Here is a 20,780-nt window from a genome sequence, read left to right on the forward strand (position 1 = left end):
CGGGTCCCACCAGACAATGCGGCAGCCTTTCCCGGTCAACATTGATAACGATCAAGTCACGCATCCGGAGTTTTGCGAAGGATGGCGCGGACGCGGGCCTGGCACCGCGGGATCCCCGGCGCGCATCCGGTTCTTGCGGCCAGGATGCTGCTCCGAAGCGCGCCGGAGGAATTGCGTCCCGTCAGACGATATCAAGCGCGAAGGCTTCCGTGAATTCGCGGGCAGCGGCGTTGAAGACCGGGACCTGCGCGCGAAGCGACTTGACGCCGGTTGCGACTGCATCGAGATCGCGTTCGGGATCGATCGTGGCAGCGCGCTTGCGATAGGCGGCAATTTCGTCTTCCGACATTCGCAGACCCTTGGTTGCCGCGGCAAGCACATCCGGCGTCAACCCCTCGGCCTCAAGGCCGGACACGTAGGCGCGGATATGTTTCGGCGCGAGGGTGTGGACGTCGAACAGCGCCGCCATCGGCGCCAGGGCGGCGTTCAGCGTCTCCAGGCTGCCGGTGAGGCCGCCGCCGTAGTAGGCGATTGTGCGCAGCTGCAGGTTCAGATCGTCAAGGGCGTCAGTATCCGCCGCATGCGCCGCGCGCAGAACGGATTCGGCATAGGCCTCAAGATGATCCAGAGCCGCAGCGGTGGCGCGGATGGCCGCGGCGGTTTGCGCATCCGCGTCGCCGATGAAGAGCGTCATGTCGCGCGGGCGTATGCGGAACGGTTCGCCTTGATGCGGGTGGGGCACCGGTGGATCGTCGGCGGTTTTCTTGGCCGCCTTGGCGGCCATGTCGGCCGCCTCGGACAGCGCCACCGTGCCGATGCCTCCAATGGCGATGGAAGCGCCAGCCCCCGCCGACAGGAAGGCGGCTCCGACGCCGAGCACCGAAAGCCCAAGGCCTCCCCAGAAGCATCTGCTCGACAGAGCTTCCGCCTCATGCTGAGCCTTGCGGGCCTTGGCTTTCTCCGCCTTCGTCGGCTTTTTCGGTTTGGTCGGTTTCTTAGTCACATCAAGCACTCCCCTTGTTGGGGCGACGGCTCAATAGGCCGGTGTCAATTCAATTCCGGCTGCCGCCGCCGGTCGAAAAACTCGAAATGGAAACGCGTATTCGGTCTGTCGCGGCCGCGCGAGCGGCCGGTTATTCCGGGGCCCTGGTCCGGTAGCGCGCGGCCTCTCCGGCGCGGCCGAGTTTGGTTAGCGTGGCTGACAGCGCCTTTTGTGTGAGCGCGGAATCCGGTTTGATTGCCAGGGCCGTCTTGAAGGCGTCGGCCGCCTGTTCGAGTTCGCCGCGCGATTGCGCGATCTCGCCCAAAAGGTGCCAGGCGGGCCACAGGGTGTGCCTGCCGCCGATCGCCTCGCGGGCCTGCGCCACGGCCTCTTCCTCATTGCCCACGCGCTGCAGCATTTCGGCAAGGATGAAGCGCTGGCCGGCGAGGTCAGGGAACTTGTCAAGCAACTGTCGCATCAGCGCGATGGCGCGGGCGCGCTCGCCCTTGCTGAAGGTGGCGACGGCGCGATACTCGAGGATCTTCGGGTGACCCGGCTTGCGAAGCTCAGCCTGCAGCAGCGTATCGAGGCCCTCGTCGAACAGCCCGCGCCGGATCTGGCTGCGCGCCAGCTCCAGCCACGGCTCGAAATGCGGATCGGCGCTCGCCTCCAGCTTGGCGGCCAGCGCATCGGCGGCGTAATCCGCGCCGCCGCTGGTGTGGCGCAGCACGGCGGTGGCCTTGTAGATCACCTGCTGGGTGGCATCGAGGCCGTTGTGCGGGTCCTGCAGAAAGACTTCCGCGACTTCGGTGGTCTCCTTGGCAATGGGGGCGGTGAGATCATCGGGGCCGGGATCGCGCACGATCTTGTGGTCGGTCATGACCACCTCGATCACGTCCTGCGTCCGCCGCGCGGGCATGTGGCAGCTGGTGCAATCGGCATCCGCCGCGATCGCCGGATGAGTCGAGGTGGCGTCCGGGCCGCCGTGGTGGCCAGCGGCAGGCCGGCGCCGTCGGTTGCGTGGCAGGTGAGGCAGGCGGCGCGATAATGGCCGGCGCGCTGATCAGGCGTGATCTTGACGTGCGGATCGTGGCAGGTGAGGCAGCCCAGCTTGCCTTCGCTCTTGATGAAGCAGGTGCTCTGTTCCAGCCGGTAGGGATGGTGGTTGATCTCGAAGCGCTCCCGGCGCGGGCGATTGGTCGCCTCCACGTCCATCTGGGCGACGAAATCCCTGAGATCCTCGCCGGGACGGAACGAATAGGCATCGCGGCCGAAGCGGCGCACGCCGGGCACGGCGACGATGGGCTGCATGTGGCAGCCGTAGCAGATGCTGTAGAGCTTCTCGCGCGGCAGCTTCGACGGGTTGACGATCGCCGCGCGGATCGCTGCGAGCGGCGCCTCGTCCTGAAGCGCCAGGCCAGCATGCTCGGCGCCCGGACCATGACAGCGCTGGCAGCCGATGCCTTCGGGCAGGTCTTCTGGAAAATGCTCGGGCATCGCGTAAGCGTCGCTGCCCGAGGCCACGTCCGGGAAGGCGTTGTGGCAGAACATGCACTGCCGCTTCACCGTGCGCGTCACGCCGGGATGCGGCAGGGTCTCGAAGCCGGGACCCATGCCCCACTTGCCGTCTTGCGAATACCACGCCAGCGGTAGCTGGAACATCATGCCGTCGTTGGTGCGGAAGATGTAGACTCTGGTATGGTGGCCGGAGCCGAGGATCCAGTCGACCTTCTGCTCGAACAGATTGATGCGCGCGCCGTCGTCCGCGATCTGGTAGCGGCGGAACCAGTAGTCCTGCCCGCGCAGCTCCATCTCGTAGTGCCGGTCCGTCGGCGCGTGGTAGTAGTGGTTGTTCTCGAAATCCTCGATGATCTTGTCGGGCGAGGGCCGATAGAAACTCTTGGCCATGCCCATGGCCTTGAATGACTGCGCCTTGTCGTCGTGGCACAGTGCGCACGCCGTGTCCGGCACATAGCCCGCCGCCGCGCCGGTGCTCATCGCGATGTCCCACTCGTCAAGCGGATCGGCGGCGGCCGCCAGCGCCGCGACGGGATCGGGATCTTGGGCGAAGACGGTCGATGTGGCGAGCGTCAGCATCAGCGCGGCGCAGACCACGCGGGCAAAAGCGATCATTGAAAATCCGCGCATGCGCTCCCCGGAACCGTGCAGCCACATCATCACGGCAGTCCCTGAAATCACTCAAACACAATGACCCATGACGTTAGGTGACGGCCGCGCCGCTGGCAATATGGCGGCAGCGCGCTTGGTGCCGGAACCGGGTCGAATCCCCTCAGACCGCCTTCATCACCTCGCGGGCGATGATCAGGCGCTGGATCTCGCTCGTGCCTTCGTAGATGGTGGTGATGCGGGCGTCGCGCGCGTAGCGTTCCAGCGGATAGTCGCGGATGTAGCCGGCGCCGCCGTGCATCTGCAGCGCGGTGTAGGTGGCCTTCTGCGCGGCTTCGGAGGCAAAGAGTTTCGCCATCGACGCCTCGCGGACGAACGGCTTGCCGTGCTCCTTGAGCCACGCGGCCTGCAGGATCAGCAGGCGGGCGGCCTCAAGCTCGGTCTCGCGGTCGGCGATCATCCACTGGATGCCCTGCATGTCGGCGATGGCCTTGCCGAACTGCTGGCGCTCCTTGACGTAGGCCTTGGCGGCATCCATGGCCGCGCGCGCCACGCCGAGCGCCAGCGCGGCGATGCCGATGCGCCCGCCGGCGAGTTCGCCCACGGCGATGCGGAAGCCGTCGTTCAATTTGCCCATCAGCGCCGATGCGGGAATGCGGCAGTCCTGAAACACCACCTCGTTGGTGACGGAGCCGGCCTGGCCCATCTTCTTTTCCGCCTTGCCGATCACCAGCCCCGGCGTGCCGGATTCCACCAGAAAGCACGAGATGCCCTTGCCCTTGGGCGCGTCGGGGTCGGTGACCGCCCACACCACGAAGACCCCGGCGTATTCGCCGGACGTGATGTAGAGCTTCGAGCCGTTGAGCACCCACTCGTTGCCGTCCATCGCCGCGCGGGTTTTCATCGACGAGGGTCCGATCCGGCGCCGGATTCGGTGAGGCAGAAGCCGCCGGCCGGATAGGTGCCGTCGCAGAGTTTGGGCAGATAGGCGGATTTCTGTTCACGCGAGCCGACCGCCTGGATCACCTCTCCGACCATGTTGGTGACCGACGTGGTCACGGCGGTGGACGCGCAGGCGCCCGCCAGCGCCTCGATGGTCAGCGCGAACGCCGTGCTGCCGGCTTCCGTGCCGCCGTATTCGGCGGAGACGTTGAGCCCCATGAAGCCGTTTTGCGCCAGATGCCGCAGGTTGCCGAGGAAGGCCTCGCGTCCGCCTCCGGAATCGAGCGTCTCGGCAAGCGGCGCCAGCCGGTCGCCGGCGATCCGCTTCGCCGTGTCGGCGATCATCTGCTGTTCTTCGGTGAGCGCGAAATCCATGGCGGCGTCCTCTGGCGGCGCGAGACCGGCATTGTCCGCGCTGCCTACCGGTAACTTTTTCGCGCGATCTTGTCACGCCGCAGCCGCCCGCCGTGCTCAACGACAGGCGGCCCCGGACGCGGCAGCCGGCGGCCTGGGCGAATGCGCATCCCAAAGCGTGCGCCCGGTCGCCCCGGCCTGTCGTCATCGCGGCGAGGCCCGGCACATTCATTGCGACAGCTTCAATTTGCCCACAGCCGTGGTTAGAATTTTGAACCAATCGCCAAGTTCCGCGCGCAAAAAGGATTTTGCATGTTACAAAATGCCGAGCCATAGGGCCGCGCGACCTGGGTGACCACGGGTTGCCGCGACTGGAGGATGCTGGTCACAAATTGAATCCTGGGAGGATAAACTATGATCAAAGTCAGCAAGCTGGCGACGAGCGTCTCCGTCGCCGCTCTCGCTTTCGCCTTCGCGTCCGAAGCCTTCGCGGCCGACGTGACGTGGAACGTGTCGGTCTGGGGCAAGCGCCGCGCCTTCACCGAGCACATCGAATATCTGGCCGAGAAGGTCGCGGAAAAGACCGGCGGCAAGTTCGAGATCAAGTTGGCCTACGGCGAGGCGTTGTCCAAGTCGCGTGAGAACCTCGACGGCATCGCCATCGGCGCCTTCGAGATGGCACAGATCTGCGCCTCGTATCATGCCGACAAGAACCCGACGCTGACCGTGCTGGAGCTGCCGCTGCTCGGCGTGCAGGACCTGGACATGGAAATCAAGGTCAGCATGGCGGTGTACGACCATCCCGCCGTCAAGAAGGACCTGGCGCGCTGGAACGCCCAGGTGCTGATGCCCTCGCCGATGCCGCAGTACAATTTCCTCGGCAATGGCGACGTCCCGACCTCGACCAAGGATTTCGAGGGCATGCGCGTGCGCGCGCTCGGCGGCATCGGCAGGCTGATGTCGGCTCTGGGCGCCGTGCCGACGACGGTGACGGCCTCCGAGACATACCAGATGATGGAATCGGGCACCGTGCGCGCCGCATCCTTCGCGCCGCACGCCCATCTGGCGTTCAAGACGGTGGAAGTCGGCACCTGGTGGACCTCCAACATGAGCCCCGGCACCGTCCAGTGCCCGGTCGTCGTGAACACCGATGCCTATGAAGCCCTGCCGGATGATTTCCGCAAGGCGCTGGACGAGTCGGCCGAGCCGGCCGTGCAGCATTATCTCGACACCTACGCCAAGGTCTATGACCGCTGGTGGCCGGATCTCGAGAAGCGCAACATCACTCAGGTGAAGTTCAGCGACGCCGATCTTGCCGCGATGCAGGAAAAAGCCGCGCCGATCTGGAAGGAATGGGTCGCCGACATGGAGTCCCAGGGCATTCCCGGTCAGGAACTCCTCGACCTGGTGACGTCGACCATCAACGACTGAGCATCGCGGCCCGCTCAGGGCCGCCGCTGAGCAGTATAAACGCCCCCGGCGCGCGCCGCGCCGGGGGCCCTTTTCCAGGCGAACCAGACATATGATCACCCCCATCGGCAGGCTGACGCCTCCGAAGCGCCTAGCTATCGGATGTTCAGCGGCGCCCTCGCCAAGGTCGAGGACGCATTCAACCTCATCGCCGCCGCCAGTATTCTCGGATTGATGCTGCTGGCTGTTGCGCAGATTTTCGGACGCACGCTGTTCAATATGCCGATCCCCGGCTTCATCGACATCACCGAACAGGGGATGGCGATCTTCACGTTTTTCGGGATCGCCTATTGCCAGCGCGTCGGAGGCCACATCCGCATGGAGATCGTGCTTGGCACGTTCCGCGGCCGGGCCTTGTGGCTGGCCGAGATGGCCGGCGTCACCATCGTGCTGGCGATCGTCGTCGGCCTGATCATCGGCTCGTGGTTCCATTTCCTGCGCGCCTGGCAGATCGGCGATTCGACCATCGACATCGGCCTGGCGACCTGGCCGTCGAAACTGATCGTGCCGGTGGCGCTGAGCCTGCTGGCCCTGCGCCTGCTGATGCAGCTCTACGGCTACCTGCGGCTCGTCATCGATCCCCAGCGCACGCCGATCGACGTGCCGGTGATCCTCAATGTCGAGGAAACCGCCCGGCATGAAATCGAGGAAACCTTCGGCGATGAATTCGACGCGGATGCGAATGGGGAGACGCGTTCATGACGCCGTTTGAAGTCGGATTGCTGATGACCGGCGTCATGCTGGTGCTCGTCGTGATCGGCGTGCGCGTGGCCTTCGCCGCGGCCTTTGTCGGCATGGTCGGGCTGATCGTCATCTTTTCCATGAAGCTGGGATTTGAGCGCGGCATTGTCACCGCGATCAAGATGGCCGGCACGGTGCCGCATTCCAAGTCCGTCACCTATTCGCTGTCGGTGCTGCCGACCTTCATCCTGATCGGCTTTCTCGCCTTCTACGCGGGGCTGACCACGCAGCTGTTCGAGGCCGCCAAGCGCTGGCTCGGCTGGCTGCCGGGCGGCATGGCGGTCGGCACGGTCTTCGCCACCGCCGGCTTCGCCGCCGTGTCGGGGCCAGTGTGGCGACCGCCGCCGTTTTCGCCCGCGTGGCGATCCCGGAAATGCTGGCGGTCGGCTATTCGCCGCGCCTTGCCGCCGCCGTCGTGGCGGCGGGCGGCACGCTCGCCTCGCTGATCCCGCCCAGCGCCATCCTGGTGATCTACGCCATCCTGGTCGAGCAATCGGTCGGCAAGCTGCTGATCGCCGGTTTTCTGCCGGGCATCTATTCGGCGTTCATCTATGTGCTGATCATCGTCGGCATGGCCGCCTGGCGCGGCGATGCGCCGCCGGTGCGGGGCTTTACATGGATGCAGCGGTTCGAATCCGTGCCCGGAACGCTGCCCATTGTCGCGGTGGTGGTGATCATCTTCAGCTCGCTCTACTACGGCTTCGCCACGCCGACGGAAGCCGGCGCGCTTGGCGCCTTCGTCGTGCTGCTGACCGCAATCTACAAGGGCATGCGCTTCAAGCAGCTGGGCATGGCCTTGCACGAGGCGGCCAAGCTGACGGTGATGATCTTCACGCTGATCTGGGGCGTGCTGGTCTATGTGCGGTTCCTCGGCTTCGCCGGCCTGCCGGACGCGTTTCGCGACTACATTGTCTCGCTGCCGCATTCGCCGATGCTGACCATGGTGCTGATCCTGTGCGCCTACGCGGTGCTGGGCATGTTCATCGACGCCATCGGCATGCTGGTTCTGACGCTGCCGGTGGTCTATCCGGCGGTGATGGCGCTCAACGGCGGCGAGTTCGTCTCGGCCGCCGACAGCACCATGGGCATGTCGGGCGAGGCCTGCTCGATCTGGTTTGGCATCCTGGTGGTGAAAATGGCCGAGCTCTGTCTGATCACGCCACCCATCGGGCTGAACTGCTTCGTGGTGGCCGGCGTGCGGCCGGACATTCCGGTGCAGGAAGTGTTCCGCGGCTGCGTGCCGTTCTTCCTCGCCGACATCGTGACCATCGCCGGCCTGCTGGCATTCCCGGCGATCATCACCTGGCTGCCGTCGCTGATGTGACCTCGGACACTGGTCCCGGAGGAATCAAAAAAGGCGGGCCGCGCGAGCGGTCCGCCTTTTCAGTTTCAAACGATGCGCGTTACGGGCGCAGAATGGTCCAGCCAGCCTCATCGAGTTCGATGAGCGTCACCGCGCCGGACGGGACCTTGACCGCATTGCTCACCAATGGCGGTTCCTTGCCTTCGGCCTTGGTCATGCCCCTGAGTGTGTTGCTGCAGGCATCGAAGGTGACGTTCGGCATGCTTTGGGCAAAGCCCTTCAGGCGTTCCTGTACCGGCGACGTGTCGGCGCGCAGCATGTGCAGGCCCAGATTGAAAGCCACGACCTGGATCTCGACTTCCTCGCCCAGATCGCCGTAGTGGCGCGCCACATTGGCCGCGACGTTCAGAACGGTGTTCATCTTCTGCGGGTCGTTGTCGCTGATTTGCAGCGCGAGATGATGCACCCCGTCCGCGGCATTCGCCGGTGCGGATGCAAAGGCAGCGGCTCCGAGCACCATCGCGCAGAGACAGGCAAGCATTGTTTTTCGCATGTGTTTCCCTCCCAAGAAGGAAAGCATCATGACATGCGAATATGTGAATGAGAAGTCACATGCACGCGATTGCGCGCCCTCCGTGCCGCTCGGCGCGCGGAGGCTCCCTGAAGCCGACCCGGCGAGGTTCAGGGGCGGACGATCGTCCAGCCGTCCTCGCTGAGCTCGATCAGGGTCACCACGGCGGCCTGAACGGTGGTCGCGGATTCCACAATGGGCGGAGCCTTGCCCTCGGCCCGGGTGATGCTGTCGATGGTGTTGCCGCAGGCGTTGAAGCGGACGTTGGGCATGCTTTGCTCAAAGCTTTTCAGGCGATCCAATACGGGGGATCTGTCCGCGCGCAGCATGTCCAGCCCGTCGTTGAACGCGACGATGCGGATCTCCACCTCCTCGCCGATCTCGGAATAGTGGCGCGAGACGTTGGCCGCCACGTTCAGCACAGAGGTCATTTTTTCCGGATTGCTGTCGCTGATCTGCAGCACCAGTTTGTGGACGGGTCCCCATTCAGCATCCTGTTCGGCGGCGAGCGCGGGCGGCGCCAGCGGGGCGAGCATCGCGCAGAGCATTGCGAGGAACGGCAGAAGCAAACGGACACGGTGGGTCATGGCTGAGGACTCCGGCTGGGGGAAACGTCGGGCGCGCACCAGGGAGGACGGCCTCCCTAGAACAGGCTGCCCTGGGTGTCGGGTTTCGCGGCTGCTCGCGGCGGGGCTTTCGGCGCCGGCTTGCGGGCGGCCTTCGGCTGGGGCGTACCGGCCTTTATGGCATCAGGGCCGCTGCCTGTCGCGACCGCGTGGACGACTTCCTCGCCCGCGAATTCGATGCTCAGCGCCATGCCCGGGTTCACGTCGCCGGCGCGGAACAGTGGCGTGCCGTCGCCGCCGCGCACCAAGGCGTAGCCGCGATCCAGCACGCTCTTGTAGGACAGGGTGGAGAGCAATTTCGACAGGCCGTCGAGGCGGGGCCGCTTGGCGTCGATGTTGACGGCGAAGGCGCGCTTGCCGCGGTCCTCCAGCGCCGTCATCCGTTCGCGCGCCTGGCGCACGCCGTTTTCCACCGCGTTGATCGACAGCCGTCCGCCGGCAGCCTGATAGCGGCCCCTGTGGGTCTGGGTGTTGATCCGCAGCGACTGGCCCAGCCGGCCGGCCGCCATGTCGTAGCGCTGGCGCGGCAGGGCGAGCAGATCGCGCGGGCGGGAAGAGCGGCGGCTGCCGCGCGCAGTTCCGTGCGCCGGCTCTGCAGCAGCCGCAAAAGGCCCGTGCCGTTGCGCCGGGCGAGATCGTCGACGAGGCTGATCAGTTCGGCGCGCACGGGCACGGCCATCTCGGCGGCGCCCGTGGGTGTCGGCGCACGCACGTCGGCGGCGTAGTCGATCAGCGTCCAGTCGGTTTCATGGCCGACGGCGGAAATCAGCGGAATGGCGCTTTCGGCCGCAGCCCGCACAACCTGCTCGTCGTTGAAGCCCCAAAGGTCCTCCAGCGAGCCGCCGCCGCGCGCGACGATCAGAAGGTCCGGCCGGGGCACGGGGCCGCCCGGTGCAAGCGCGTTGAAGCCGCGAATTCCGGCGGCGACCTCGTCACCGCAGCTCTCGCCCTGCACGCGCACGGGCCAGACCAGAACGTGCACCGGGAAGCGGTCGGAGATCCGGTGCAGGATATCGCGGATGACGGCGCCCGTGGGCGAGGTGACCACGCCGATGACCTTCGGCAGGCTGGGCAGCAGCTGCTTGCGCGCCGGATCGAACAGGCCCTCGGCGGTAAGCTTCTTCTTGCGTTCCTCGAGCAGCGCCATCAAAGCGCCGACGCCGGCCGGCTCGATGGAGTCGATGATCATCTGGTACTTCGACTGGCCGGGGAACGTGGTGATCTTGCCGGTGGCGATGACCTCCAGCCCCTGTTCGGGCTGGATCTTCAGCTTGCCGGCGGAGCCGCGCCAGATAACGCCGGAGAGCACCGACTTGTCGTCTTTCAGGTCCAGATAGATATGGCCCGAGCCGGGCCGGGAGATCCGCCCCAGCTCGCCGCGCACCCGCACATAGCCAAACCCGTCCTCGATCGTGCGCTTGATGGCGAAGGAGACTTCGGTGACGGAGTATTCGGCGATGTTGGACGGCGTTTCGGCCAAGGTATGCTCCCTGCGGTTGCCAAGTGGTGGCCCGTTCGCCCGTTCCGGTCAAGGGGCCGGCGCGCCCGCTTTCGGGAAAATGACACCGTAAGCGCGTCTCGTGCTTGTTTCCTCGCCGGCCAATGGTTAGGTCGGGGGCGCAAGTCACACGTCAGATGCGGACCACGACGCCCCGGCCATGTCCCGATACGAGTTCCGAATGCACCGTCTCTTCGTCGAACAGGATCTGAGCACCGGGGTTGCGCTGCCGGTGGCGCGTGCGCAGGCCAACTACCTGCTCAATGTGCTGCGCCTGAAGGCCGGCGCCAGCGTGCTGGTGTTCAATGGCCGCGACGGCGAGTGGCGCGCGGAAATCAGTGAGCTCGGCCGCAAGGCCTGCGCGCTGGTGCCTGCCGAGCAGACCCGCGAGCAGACGCCGCATCCCGATCTGACCTACCTGTTCGCGCCGCTGAAGCAGGCGCGCGTCGACTACATGGCGCAAAAGGCGGTGGAGATGGGCGCGGGGCTGTTGCAGCCGGTGATCACCCGGCATACGCAGACCGGGCGCGTCAAGCTCGACCGCATGCAGGCCAACGTCATCGAGGCGTGCGAGCAGTGCGGCGTGCTCACGGTGCCCCAGGTGCGCGATCCCGTGGCGCTCGAGGACATCATCGCGGGATGGGCGGAAAGCGATCCGGGCCGGCGGCTGATCTTCTGCGACGAAGGCGAGGCGGGCCAGAATCCGCTGGCGGCCCTTTCGGCGCTGGAACGCGGGCCCCTTGCGGTGCTGATCGGCCCCGAAGGCGGGTTTTCCGAAGACGAGCGCAGCCTGCTGCGCGCCCAGAGCTTTGTCACGCCGATCCCGCTTGGCCCGCGGATCCTGCGCGCCGATACCGCGGCCGTGGCGGCACTTGCGGTCGTCCAGGCGGTCGCCGGCGATTGGCGGTGATCCGTGGCACCAATGACCAGTAGTTTCACACCACGCCTGACGATAGGACGATAGGCGAAGCAGCGGAGACCGGCACGATCACGATTTGCTGACACAGTGTTCAACCTTTGCACGAGCGATATTTCGTGTTTGAGCCAGTTCGCATCGCTCGTTATTGTGCGCGCCTAATCCCGCCAAGGAACCCTAATGGCACGCGACACCATCGATACCACGCCGATTGCGACGGCCACCGAGCTGGCCGCCACCCTGAGCGAAGGCTGCAAGGGTCCGGAAGATTTCCGCATCGGCACCGAGCACGAGAAATTCGGCTTCTTCACCAAGGACCTGACACCGATCCCGTATAACGGAAACCGGGGTGTCAAAACCGTGCTGGAAGGCATGGAGGGACTGCTCGGCTGGGAGCGAATCGAGGACGCGGGCAACATCATCGGCCTTGCCGACCCGGTCGGCGGCGGCGCGATCTCGATCGAGCCGGGCGGCCAGTTCGAGCTTTCCGGCGCGCCGGTCGACAATCTGCATCAGACGTGTCGCGAGACCAATGCGCATCTGGCCCAGGTGCGCCAGATTGCCGAGCCGCTGGGCGTCGGTTTCCTCGGTCTGGGCATGGCGCCGACATGGACGCTGGCCGAGATGCCACGCATGCCGAAGTCGCGCTACGAGATCATGACCAACTACATGCCGAAGGTCGGCAGCAAGGGACTGGACATGATGTACCGCACCTCGACGGTGCAGGTGAATCTGGACTTCTCCAGCGAGGCCGACATGGCCAAGAAGATGCGTGTCGGCCTGGCGCTGCAGCCGATCGCGACCGCCATCTTCGCCAACTCGCCCTTCACCGACGGCAAGCCGAACGGCTTTCTCAGCTACCGCGCCGAGATCTGGCGCGATACCGACAACAACCGCGCGGGCCTGCTGCCGATGGCGTTCGACGAGGGCTTCGGCTTTTCCGATTATGTCGAATGGGCGCTCGATGTGCCGATGTATTTCGTCAAGCGCGGCGGCACCTATTTCGACGCCACCGACACGACCTTCCGCCAGTTCATGGCGGGCAGTCTCGAAGGCCGCGTGCCGGACGCCCGGCCGACGCTGGGCGACTGGAACAATCATCTCGGCACGGTGTTTCCCGACGTGCGGCTCAAGCGCTACATCGAGATGCGCGGCGCGGACGCGGGTCCTTGGCGCCGTATCTGCGCGCTGCCGGCCTTCTGGGTCGGTCTGCTGTATGACGACGGCGTGCTGGACCAGGCCTGGGAGCTGGTCAAGGACTGGAGCGCGCAGGAGCGCGAGGCGCTGCGCGACGGGGTTCCCAAGACCGCGCTCAAGACGGTGTTTCGCAACCACTCGGTGCACGAGATCGCCCGCGAGGCGGTGGCTCTGTCGCGCGAGGGGCTGAAGCGCCGCGGGCGTTTGAATGAAGGCGGTTTCGACGAGACCGTGCACCTGGATGCGGTCGAGGAGACGGTCGCCTCCGGCATGACGCCGGCCGAGCACATGCTGCGCAAGTACGAAGGCGAGTGGAACCGCGACATCACGCGGGTGTTCAAGGAATACGCCTACTGAAGCGGCGGCGTGTGAACCACAGCCGATCGCGGTCGGTCAGTCGGCGGTGAACGCCATGAGCGGCGGATGGTCGGGTTTTTTCATGCGTTCCAGAATGGCGCGCAGGTCGTCGGTATGAGCCGTGCCGAGTTCGCGCGCCACCGACGCGGGCACCGGCCGGCCGGTCAGGAAACCCTGCGCCTCCGTGCAGCCATGCGCCTGGACGTGCAGCAGTTGCTCATGGGTCTCGATGCCTTCGGCGGTCGTCATCATGCCCAGCTCACTGCTCAGCCCGGCAATGGCGCGCACGATGGCATCCGCTTCCGCCGTGTTGCCCAGGTCGCCGACGAAGGAACGGTCGATCTTGACCTTGTCGAAGGGGAAGGATCGAAGGTAGCTCAGGCTCGAGTAACCCGTGCCAAAATCGTCCATGGCGATGCGGACGCCGAACTTGCGGATCCGGTGCAAGGTTTCCAGCGTGGTTTCGCTGTCGGCCAGCAGCACGCTCTCGGTGATTTCCAGTTCCAGTCTCTGCGGATCGAGCCCCGATGAATCGAGTGCCGCCTTGACGACATCGACCAGTTGTCCGTCGCGGAACTGGTACGAGGACACGTTGACGGCCACCTTGACCGTGCTCGACCAGGAGGCGACTTCATGGCAGGCTTGGTTGAGCACCCAGGTGCCGATCGCCTCGATCAGGCCCACATCCTCGGCGATGGGAATGAATTCGGTCGGCGACACCATGCCGCGCTCGGGATCGTGCCAGCGCAACAGGGCCTCGAAGCCGGAAATCGTGTTCGTGCTGATGTTGACCAGCGGCTGGTAGTAGAGCTCGAAGCGCGACAGGGTCAACGCGTCGCGCAAGTCGCCTTCCAGCGCCTGGCGCTTGCGCAGATCCTCGTCCATCGCGACTTCGAAGACGCAATAGGAGCCGCGACCGTTCGCCTTCGCGCGGTTGAGCGCGAGATCGGCGTGCTTCATCAGCGCGTCGTTGTCCGTGGCGTCGCACGGATGGTGGCTGATGCCGACGCTGGCGCCGAGAATGACCCGGGAACCGCCCACGTAAAACGGCTGGGCCATCGTCTGGCAGATCCGTTCCGCCAGATGTTCGGCCTTGTCCGGACCGATGGGTCCCTTGAGCAGGATGGTGAATTCGTCGCCGCCCAGCCGTGAGACGGTGTCCTTGGGGCCGACCAGCTTGCACAGACGATCGGCCACCGCCTTCAGCACCTGGTCGCCGGCATCGTGGCCAAGGGTGTCGTTGACGTTCTTGAACCGGTCGAGATCGAGGCACAGCAGCGAGAATGTATGCGCTGGATCGGCTGCGCTCAGCTCGATTTCCTCGCCCAGATGCTTGTGCAGCAACACGCGGTTGGCGAGGCTGGTCAGGGCGTCGTAGTGGGCCAGGAACGACAGGCGGTTTTCCGCCCGCCGGCGTTCGGTGATGTCGACGATCGCCGCGAACTGCACGTTTTGTCCGTCGAGGCCGATGGTGCGCTCGAAGACGATCACCTCGACGGTCTCGCCGTTGGCCTTGCGGTGGCGGTGCACGGTCGAGCCGTCATAGCTCTCGCTCGGTTCCTGCTCAAATCCGGCGGGCCTGAGGTCCTGCAAGGACAGCTTGCGGAATTCCGTGTGCGAATAGCCGTAATGGTCGACCGCGGTCTGGTTGACGTTGAGGATGCGGTCGGTGACCGGGTCCCGGATGAACATCGGCACGGGATTCCGCTCGAACAGCAATTCAAGCTCGCGGCGTTTTTCATCCTGCAGCGCGTCCGCGATCCGGTCCGTGACGCGGTCGCGGTAGTAGACAACGGCCTTGGCGATGCGGGCCAGTTCGGTTTTGCCATCGACCTCGGGCACGGTGGTCGTGTGGGCGTCGCCCTCGACACTGTCGGCCAGGGTGCGGATGCTGGTTTCCAGCTTGTCGATGGCGCGGACGATCGAATCCGACAGGGAAATGGCAAACCACAGCGCGAGACCGGTGAACAGCAGCGCCGTGGCGGTGACGGCCAGCATGGTCCGGAACCGGGCGTTCAGCCGCGAGTCCACATGGGTCGACACGTGCTCAAGCGCGCTGTCCCAGACATCGGCGGTCACGGCAATGAAATCATCGTAGCCCCGGTCGATGGCGCGTGTGTTGAACGGCTTCGGTGCCTCCGTCGCGTTGATCGTCCAGGCCAGTTTGGCGGCGGTGGTTTGAAATGCGCCATTCGCAGAGCCGTAGCGCGCGCTGGCGGCTGAGAGTGCGCTGGTGCCGGGCGCGGCGGCCGCGAGTTTGCGCATGTTCGCATCGATGGTGTCGGCGGATGCCTTGAACTGGCCGGCGTTAACGAGGAACTGCATGCGGTCGCCGGGGCCGAGTCTCCGGCTTGCGGCCAGCCCGTGCGCGTTGTTGTGCAGATTGGCCAGCCGCCAGATGAACTCCGGAATCTGGATGGACAGCAGCCGGGTGATCTCGAGCTCGCTCCAGTTGGCGCCGGTGTCGGTGAGCCTGTGGAAGGCGATCTGGGGAAGCTCGTCGCGCGCCAGCTTGAGGATCGACAGCGTGTCGGGCTGCTCGAGGATCTTGCTGAGAAGCGGCTCAAGCGGCTTCAGCGGCGGCGAGCCAGTGGTGCGGGCAATCGCCGCCTCGGCGAGCGTCAGGGCCGGCTGCCGGTCGCCGGGCGAGCGGGCCGCGGCCAGGACAACGGGCCATACGGTTTGCAGCCTGTCCAGCCGCGTCTGTTCCTGCTTGATGTCGCCAATCGCCGTCCGCACGTCATAGCCGATGATGCCCAGCGCGACGAAAATCAGCGCCAGAAGCACGGATACGATGATGTTGAGGCGATGGCGTATCGACAGTTTTGACATCAAGAGACTCGCTATGAACGCTCGTCACATAGACTTATAGCAAGACCCCAATCAGAAGTTTACGTATCGTGAGGAAACGGACGACTGGGTAAAGTTTTGGTGAAGACTTCTGCCCGCCGGCTCGGCGTGCGCGAGGGCAGCAGAACCGCGCTTTCCGGCGTATTCGGGGGCTGTTTCCGTGACCCAGGCGCGCCGAGCGGGACAAGCCAATTGACCACACCGGCGAAGCACCGGATCATGGCATACCATCAATCAGGATCAGTTCATGACCAACCCTCCGTTTCCCATGCCTTTCGATCCCGTGGCCCTGCTGGTGGAGACGCGGGAACGGTTCGGGATGAACGAAGCGGACGTGGAGCGCGCCATGTCCGGATTGATGCCGGCATTCTGGGCCGGCGTCAGGCATTCCGCGGGCAGTCCGGACGGTTTGCAGGCGCTCATGTCGGCCTTTGCGTCCCCGGGCTACGGCGCCCCGGTTTCGCGCGCTCCGGGCTCGGGGCCGGTTCAACGGCCTTTCCCGGCGGCGACGCCCTCGTCGGCCTGCTGTTTCCCAATGATGCGATCCGCAAGGCGGTGCTGGATCAGGTGGCGGCAAGCACGGGCCTTGGTCGGGATGCCTTGTCCGAAATGATGCCGGTGGCCGCCACGATGATGATTGGATCGCAGGCGCGGAATTTCGCGGTCGGTCCGGCGCGCGACTGGCTCGACGCCTTCATGGCCGGTTACGCCAGGGGGCGGCCGAAGCCGCCGCCGACGGCGGCCGAGATGATGGCGCCGTTCGCCGACGCGATGAACGCCTTCTTTGCCGGCTTCGCAGGCACCGTGCCGTCCGGGGACGCCGCCGCGCAGGAGCGCGCCGGGGCAAGGACGCCCGAGCCGGCCGCCGCGAAGGGAGACGATGCAGCACAGGACGGGACGGACGAACACACCGCGGACGAAGCCGCGGCCGACGGCACACCGGGGGACGCCACTCTGGGGGACCTCTTCACGGCCAGCCGCGGCATCCAGGAAAGCCAGGTGCGGGCCTTCGAAAAACTCTTCGAGACCTTCGCGTCGGGCAAGGCCGGCTAGAGCAGATCCGTTTCTCACAGAATCGGATCTTTGCTCTAAGTCCTTGTTTTGGCGCAAGTCCGGACCGATAACCGGTATCCACTTATCCTGGATTTGCTCCGGGGCAAGGCCCACGGTCACGCGCAAAAAAAGCCCGCTGCCGGGGGAGCAGCGGGCTGAAGGTGTGGCTGAGCAAGTCAGCCGGGCCAGGAGGCATTCCCGGGAGGACGGTCTTCAGCAGCCGGTACCCCGGGCGCCGCGCGCGGCAAGCGCCGCTTCAAAGACGCCGGTTGCCGCGTCAAACTTGTCGCGGCAACCGGTGTTGCAAAATCCCACCACGTGTCCGCGATAAAGCGTCAGCGATTCCGCATCGACAGGGTTGCCGGACCACGGGCAGACGGCGTTGATGCAGTCTTGGATGCGCAGGGACCCCCGCGCATCATCAGAATGTGCGTCGCCGTCCATCGACTATGCCTTTTCGGTGTCGCGGTTGCGCCGCATGCCGGCGCGGGCGAGCGAGACGCCGTCGACGCCAATCGCATCACGCCGGCGGCGGGCATCCTCCATTGCGATGACGCGCCGTTCCACAGCCATCACCTGAAGGCGCCGTGTCGGCTCGATCCGGGAGCCCGATGCCAGCGCGCAACGGATGTCGTCGCGCGTGATGCCGATGTCGGTCAGCATGTAGTCGTTCCAGGTCAGCAGTTGGCGCAAGGCAATGCGATTGCGATGGCGTTTGTGGGCTGTCGTCACGAAACGCACCACCGCACGGCCAGCCGAGGCCGCGGCAAAGGTGATCCGCAGGGCAGCGTGGGTGTGGTGGTGTGCGTGAACATAACAGCATCCTTTCCTGGATAGCGTTGCAACCGGGAGCCAATGGCGCCGGTGCAAAAGACATGTGCGGTTCTAGAGATTCGGGGCCGCCGTACCCGATGGGAGTCGGGACGAGAAGCTCCAAGGCAAGCAAAACCCACCGAGGGACACGCGGGTCCGTCGGATCAAGTCATGCAAGAAGGTTGGCCGGATCGCTCCGGCAGTTGCGGATGTTCAGAAAGCAACACGATAATCGCTTGCCTTTTACAATTGATCAAACGAATGTTTCTGATGGAATTGATCGTAAATTGTTATGGATCATCTCAATGGCCGGAATGCTCGATCTGGATCAACTGCGGACGTTCCTGGCCATCACGGAAACAGGCAGCTTCACCCAGGCCGCTGGAATCGTGAACAAAACCCAATCCGCGGTGTCCATGCAGATGCGTCGGCTCGAGGAACGTATCGGACGGCCGATCTTCGCCCGCAGCGGCCGGCAGTCCCGGCTGACCGAGGATGGCGAGCGGTTGCGGCAATATGCCCAGCGGCTCGTGCAGTTGAATGACGAGACCTTGTCGGCGTTCGACGACACCGAACTTGCCGGACACGTCCGTCTCGGCACGCCGGACGATTATGCCGACCGTTTCCTGCCGGAGATCATGGCCCGATTCTCGCGCTCCAATCCGCGGGCCGAAGTGGCTGTGACCTGCGCGCCGACGCCATTGCTGGTCGAGGACCTGAAGGCCAACCGGCTCGACATCGCCATCATCACCTACATGCGTGAAAAGGGGCGCGGATCGGAGGAGGTGGTGCGGCGCGAGCCGCTGCTGTGGGTCGCCTCGGCGCGTCACTGCGCCCATGAGGAGGTCCCGCTGCCGCTGGCGCTGGGCCGGTCGACCTGCGACTGGCGCCATGCCGCGCAGGCCTCGCTCGAGGAGATGGGGCGCGATTACCGCGTGCTCTACTCGAGCTGGAGCTCGGCCGGCGTGAGCGCCGCGGTGATGGCCGGTCTGGCGGTGTCGGTGCTGCCGGAATCGGCTCTGCGCACCGGCATGCGCGTGTTGTCGGAAAGCGACGGATTTCCCAAGCTGCCAACGTGCGAAATCGCCATTCTCCGGTCGTGGCACCAAAGCACACGGCTCATCGATGCGCTCGCCGAGCATATCGTATCGTCGCTCGACAACATGTCCGTGCCCCTGGCGGCGGAGTGATGCGGCGAGGGCCGAAGCCCGAAGGGACTGGCAGCCACCGATTCGTTCGGATGCTTGCGCCTCTGATCGAACCGGTGGCGGCATGCCTACGCGTGGCGCCGTAGGGATATCTCATCGCGGCGCACGGGGCGGGGCCGCGTCATTGTCGTTGCGTAGGCAACGTAGGCCGCGATGGCGGCGCGATCGCGCTGCAGCCCGAATGCCGCGAGCGTGTGCCGTCCGCGCTCCACGGGATTGCGGGCAGTGCCTCTGTGCGTCTCAAACATCACCCGGACTCCTGTACTGCGCGATGCCTGCGGGCCGGCCGGTCATCCGCCGCCTTTCCGCGCGCAGGCCGACCACGTTCTCGCGCATCATGGCGCGTTCGGCCCGCCGCCGTTCCTGCGTCAGCCGTTGCAGGATCTGCGACGGATCTTCCGTCCGCGGACGGGACAAGGCGTATTCGACGTCGCCATGCGTCAGCCCGATGTCCTGGAGCTGACGCGCATCGAGCCGCCGCAACGAGCCTATCCGGCGGCGCTTGCCGCGTTGGTTGACAACATGCGCCACGCCCGCCGTGATCCGTGCGACGATGTGGCGGGCGAGATGAACCGCCAGAGCCGGCAGACTCACCTTTGATGTGCGCAAGGAATGTTGGTCGGGGCAAAGGGTCGAGTTCATGGCAAACCTCCAGCGTTCGGCGCGGAGGTCAAGACTCCGCCCGTTGTATGCGCCGCGTTGCCGCGGCAAGTCCGTTAGGCCTTTGTCGAGTACGTTTCATGCCGCGAAATCAGCAACGGCATGTCGATGTATGGACTATGGGAGATATGTATTGATCTATCCAACGAATGTTTTTAATGTATAATCATCGCAATTTGTTATGTATGGCGAAATGCGCCTTTCCGGGAGCCGCTTCATATGGCCTATGCCCTTGATATCGATCAGCTTCGAACCTTTGTTGCCATCGCCGAACTGGGCAGCTTCACCCGCGCCGCGGAGGCCGTGAACAAGACGCAGTCGGCTGTCTCGATGCAGATGCGCCGGCTTGAGGAGCGCGTCGGCCAGCCGATTTTCGCGCGCGACGGGCGCCAGTCGCGGCTGACCGAGAACGGCCACAGGTTGCAGGAATACGCGCGGCGCCTGATCCGGCTCAACGATGAGACACTGTCCGCCTTTTCCGATCCGGACCTGGTCGGACGGATCTCCCTCGGTCTGCCGGATGACTATGCCGAGCGGCTGCTGCCGCAGATGCTGTCGGGTTTCGCCCGCATCAATCCGTCCATCGAGGTGGTGGTGGAGTGTTTCGGCAGCGTCAGCGTCGCCGAGAGGGTCAGCCGCGGCGAACTCGACATCGGCATCGTGACCTCGTGCGAGGACACGTTCGGCCAGGGGGACATCATCCGGCGTGAACAGTTGCACTGGGTGGGGGCATCCGACCGGTGCCTGCAGGACGACGAGGTGTTGCGGCTGGCGCTGGCCAGCGAGCCTTGCGCCTGGCGCAAGGGCGCCATGGATGCGCTGGACGGCATCGCCCGTCCCTATTGCGTGGCCTACACCAGCGGCAATTCAGCGGTGCTTTCCAGTGCCGCGCGCGCGGGGCTCGCCGTCACGGTGATGCCGGAAAGCGCCCTGCGGCCGGGCCTGCGCACCTTCGATGAGCGCGACGGCATGCCGCCGCTCCCCGTATGCGACATCGCGCTGCTGCGATCCGCGCGCGCGACCGAGTCTGTGCACAACGCCTTGTGTGACCACATCGTCGCGTCGATCGGCAATATCTCGATGCAGATGGCGGCGGAATAGGGCGGCCGGTT

18 protein-coding genes and 2 pseudogenes are annotated in these 20,780 nt (G+C 65.3%); 8 read left to right on the forward strand and 12 right to left on the reverse strand.

What is annotated here, in order from left to right:
• Positions 1-181: 181 nt before the first annotated feature.
• From D1F64_RS04055 to D1F64_RS24235, 5 genes are all read right to left on the reverse strand, one after another.
• Entirely contained in the window at positions 182-1,003 is an 822-nt protein-coding gene (locus tag D1F64_RS04055) for a hypothetical protein (protein ID WP_162901275.1), read from the reverse strand.
• 130 nt (positions 1,004-1,133) lie between these two features.
• Entirely contained in the window at positions 1,134-1,901 is a 768-nt protein-coding gene (locus tag D1F64_RS04060) for a tetratricopeptide repeat protein (protein WP_117411374.1), read from the reverse strand.
• Entirely contained in the window at positions 1,874-3,115 is a 1,242-nt protein-coding gene (locus tag D1F64_RS04065; protein ID WP_162901276.1) for a cytochrome c3 family protein, read from the reverse strand. The genes D1F64_RS04060 and D1F64_RS04065 overlap by 28 nt, the downstream gene beginning before the upstream one ends.
• Before the next feature lie 157 nt (positions 3,116-3,272).
• Positions 3,273-4,013, reverse strand: a complete 741-nt coding sequence (locus D1F64_RS24230; protein WP_248304612.1) for an acyl-CoA dehydrogenase family protein — start codon at positions 4,011-4,013, stop codon at positions 3,273-3,275.
• The gene (locus D1F64_RS24235) at positions 4,010-4,426 is read right to left on the reverse strand and encodes an acyl-CoA dehydrogenase family protein (RefSeq protein WP_248304613.1); all 417 of its coding nucleotides are present in this window, start codon (positions 4,424-4,426) and stop codon (positions 4,010-4,012) included. The genes D1F64_RS24230 and D1F64_RS24235 overlap by 4 nt, the downstream gene beginning before the upstream one ends.
• 393 nt (positions 4,427-4,819) lie before the next feature.
• On the opposite strand from D1F64_RS24235, the gene D1F64_RS04075 reads away from it, so the two are divergent.
• From D1F64_RS04075 to D1F64_RS04085, 3 genes and pseudogenes are all read left to right on the forward strand, one after another.
• Positions 4,820-5,836, forward strand: a complete 1,017-nt coding sequence (locus D1F64_RS04075) for a C4-dicarboxylate TRAP transporter substrate-binding protein (RefSeq protein ID WP_205470648.1) — start codon at positions 4,820-4,822, stop codon at positions 5,834-5,836.
• A 141-nt stretch (positions 5,837-5,977) separates the two neighbouring features.
• Entirely contained in the window at positions 5,978-6,577 is a 600-nt protein-coding gene (locus D1F64_RS04080; protein ID WP_117411376.1) for a TRAP transporter small permease, read from the forward strand.
• 35 nt (positions 6,578-6,612) lie between these two features.
• Positions 6,613-7,940 (forward strand): annotated as a pseudogene (locus D1F64_RS04085) (TRAP transporter large permease).
• 79 nt (positions 7,941-8,019) lie between these two features.
• Here the strand turns inward: D1F64_RS04085 and D1F64_RS04090 are convergent.
• The 3 genes and pseudogenes from D1F64_RS04090 to xseA form a co-directional block, all read right to left on the reverse strand.
• The gene (locus D1F64_RS04090) at positions 8,020-8,472 is read right to left on the reverse strand and encodes a hypothetical protein (protein WP_248304614.1); all 453 of its coding nucleotides are present in this window, start codon (positions 8,470-8,472) and stop codon (positions 8,020-8,022) included.
• 128 nt (positions 8,473-8,600) lie between these two features.
• A complete protein-coding gene (locus D1F64_RS04095; RefSeq protein ID WP_205470651.1) occupies positions 8,601-9,077 on the reverse strand; it encodes a hypothetical protein in 477 nt (158 codons plus the stop codon).
• Between the two features lie 56 nt (positions 9,078-9,133).
• Positions 9,134-10,596 (reverse strand): annotated as a pseudogene (xseA, locus tag D1F64_RS04100) (exodeoxyribonuclease VII large subunit).
• Positions 10,597-10,795: 199 nt separating this feature from the next.
• Here xseA and D1F64_RS04105 point away from each other — a divergent pair.
• Complete coding sequence (locus D1F64_RS04105) at positions 10,796-11,524, forward strand: 16S rRNA (uracil(1498)-N(3))-methyltransferase (protein ID WP_248304615.1); 729 nt, start codon at positions 10,796-10,798, stop codon at positions 11,522-11,524.
• A gap of 186 nt (positions 11,525-11,710) precedes the next feature.
• Entirely contained in the window at positions 11,711-13,084 is a 1,374-nt protein-coding gene (locus D1F64_RS04110) for a glutamate--cysteine ligase (protein WP_117411378.1), read from the forward strand.
• A gap of 36 nt (positions 13,085-13,120) precedes the next feature.
• Here D1F64_RS04110 and D1F64_RS04115 read toward each other — a convergent pair whose 3' ends face one another.
• Entirely contained in the window at positions 13,121-15,916 is a 2,796-nt protein-coding gene (locus D1F64_RS04115; RefSeq protein WP_117411379.1) for an EAL domain-containing protein, read from the reverse strand.
• 126 nt (positions 15,917-16,042) lie between these two features.
• Between D1F64_RS04115 and D1F64_RS23055 the strand changes: the two genes are divergently transcribed.
• Positions 16,043-16,987, forward strand: coding sequence for a hypothetical protein (locus tag D1F64_RS23055; protein ID WP_162901277.1), 945 nt, complete (start codon positions 16,043-16,045; stop codon positions 16,985-16,987).
• Positions 16,988-17,200: 213 nt separating this feature from the next.
• On the opposite strand, the gene D1F64_RS24240 is transcribed toward D1F64_RS23055, so the two are convergent.
• Both D1F64_RS24240 and D1F64_RS04135 read right to left on the reverse strand, forming a co-directional pair.
• Positions 17,201-17,431: a glutathione S-transferase gene (locus tag D1F64_RS24240; protein ID WP_117411382.1), complete on the reverse strand. Its 231-nt coding sequence runs from the start codon at positions 17,429-17,431 to the stop codon at positions 17,201-17,203.
• A 3-nt stretch (positions 17,432-17,434) separates the two neighbouring features.
• Positions 17,435-17,719, reverse strand: a complete 285-nt coding sequence (locus tag D1F64_RS04135) for a DUF1127 domain-containing protein (RefSeq protein WP_162901278.1) — start codon at positions 17,717-17,719, stop codon at positions 17,435-17,437.
• A 395-nt stretch (positions 17,720-18,114) separates the two neighbouring features.
• On the opposite strand from D1F64_RS04135, the gene D1F64_RS04140 reads away from it, so the two are divergent.
• Entirely contained in the window at positions 18,115-18,990 is an 876-nt protein-coding gene (locus tag D1F64_RS04140) for a LysR substrate-binding domain-containing protein (RefSeq protein ID WP_117414417.1), read from the forward strand.
• Positions 18,991-19,248: 258 nt separating this feature from the next.
• Here D1F64_RS04140 and D1F64_RS04145 read toward each other — a convergent pair whose 3' ends face one another.
• Positions 19,249-19,719 (reverse strand): DUF1127 domain-containing protein, encoded by a 471-nt coding sequence (locus tag D1F64_RS04145; protein ID WP_162901279.1) that lies wholly within the window; start codon positions 19,717-19,719, stop codon positions 19,249-19,251.
• 168 nt (positions 19,720-19,887) lie between these two features.
• Between D1F64_RS04145 and D1F64_RS04150 the strand changes: the two genes are divergently transcribed.
• Positions 19,888-20,769, forward strand: a complete 882-nt coding sequence (locus D1F64_RS04150; protein WP_117411385.1) for a LysR family transcriptional regulator — start codon at positions 19,888-19,890, stop codon at positions 20,767-20,769.
• Positions 20,770-20,780: the final 11 nt, after the last annotated feature.

Source organism: Breoghania sp. L-A4 (genome assembly GCF_003432385.1).
Taxonomy (GTDB): domain Bacteria; phylum Pseudomonadota; class Alphaproteobacteria; order Rhizobiales; family Stappiaceae; genus Breoghania.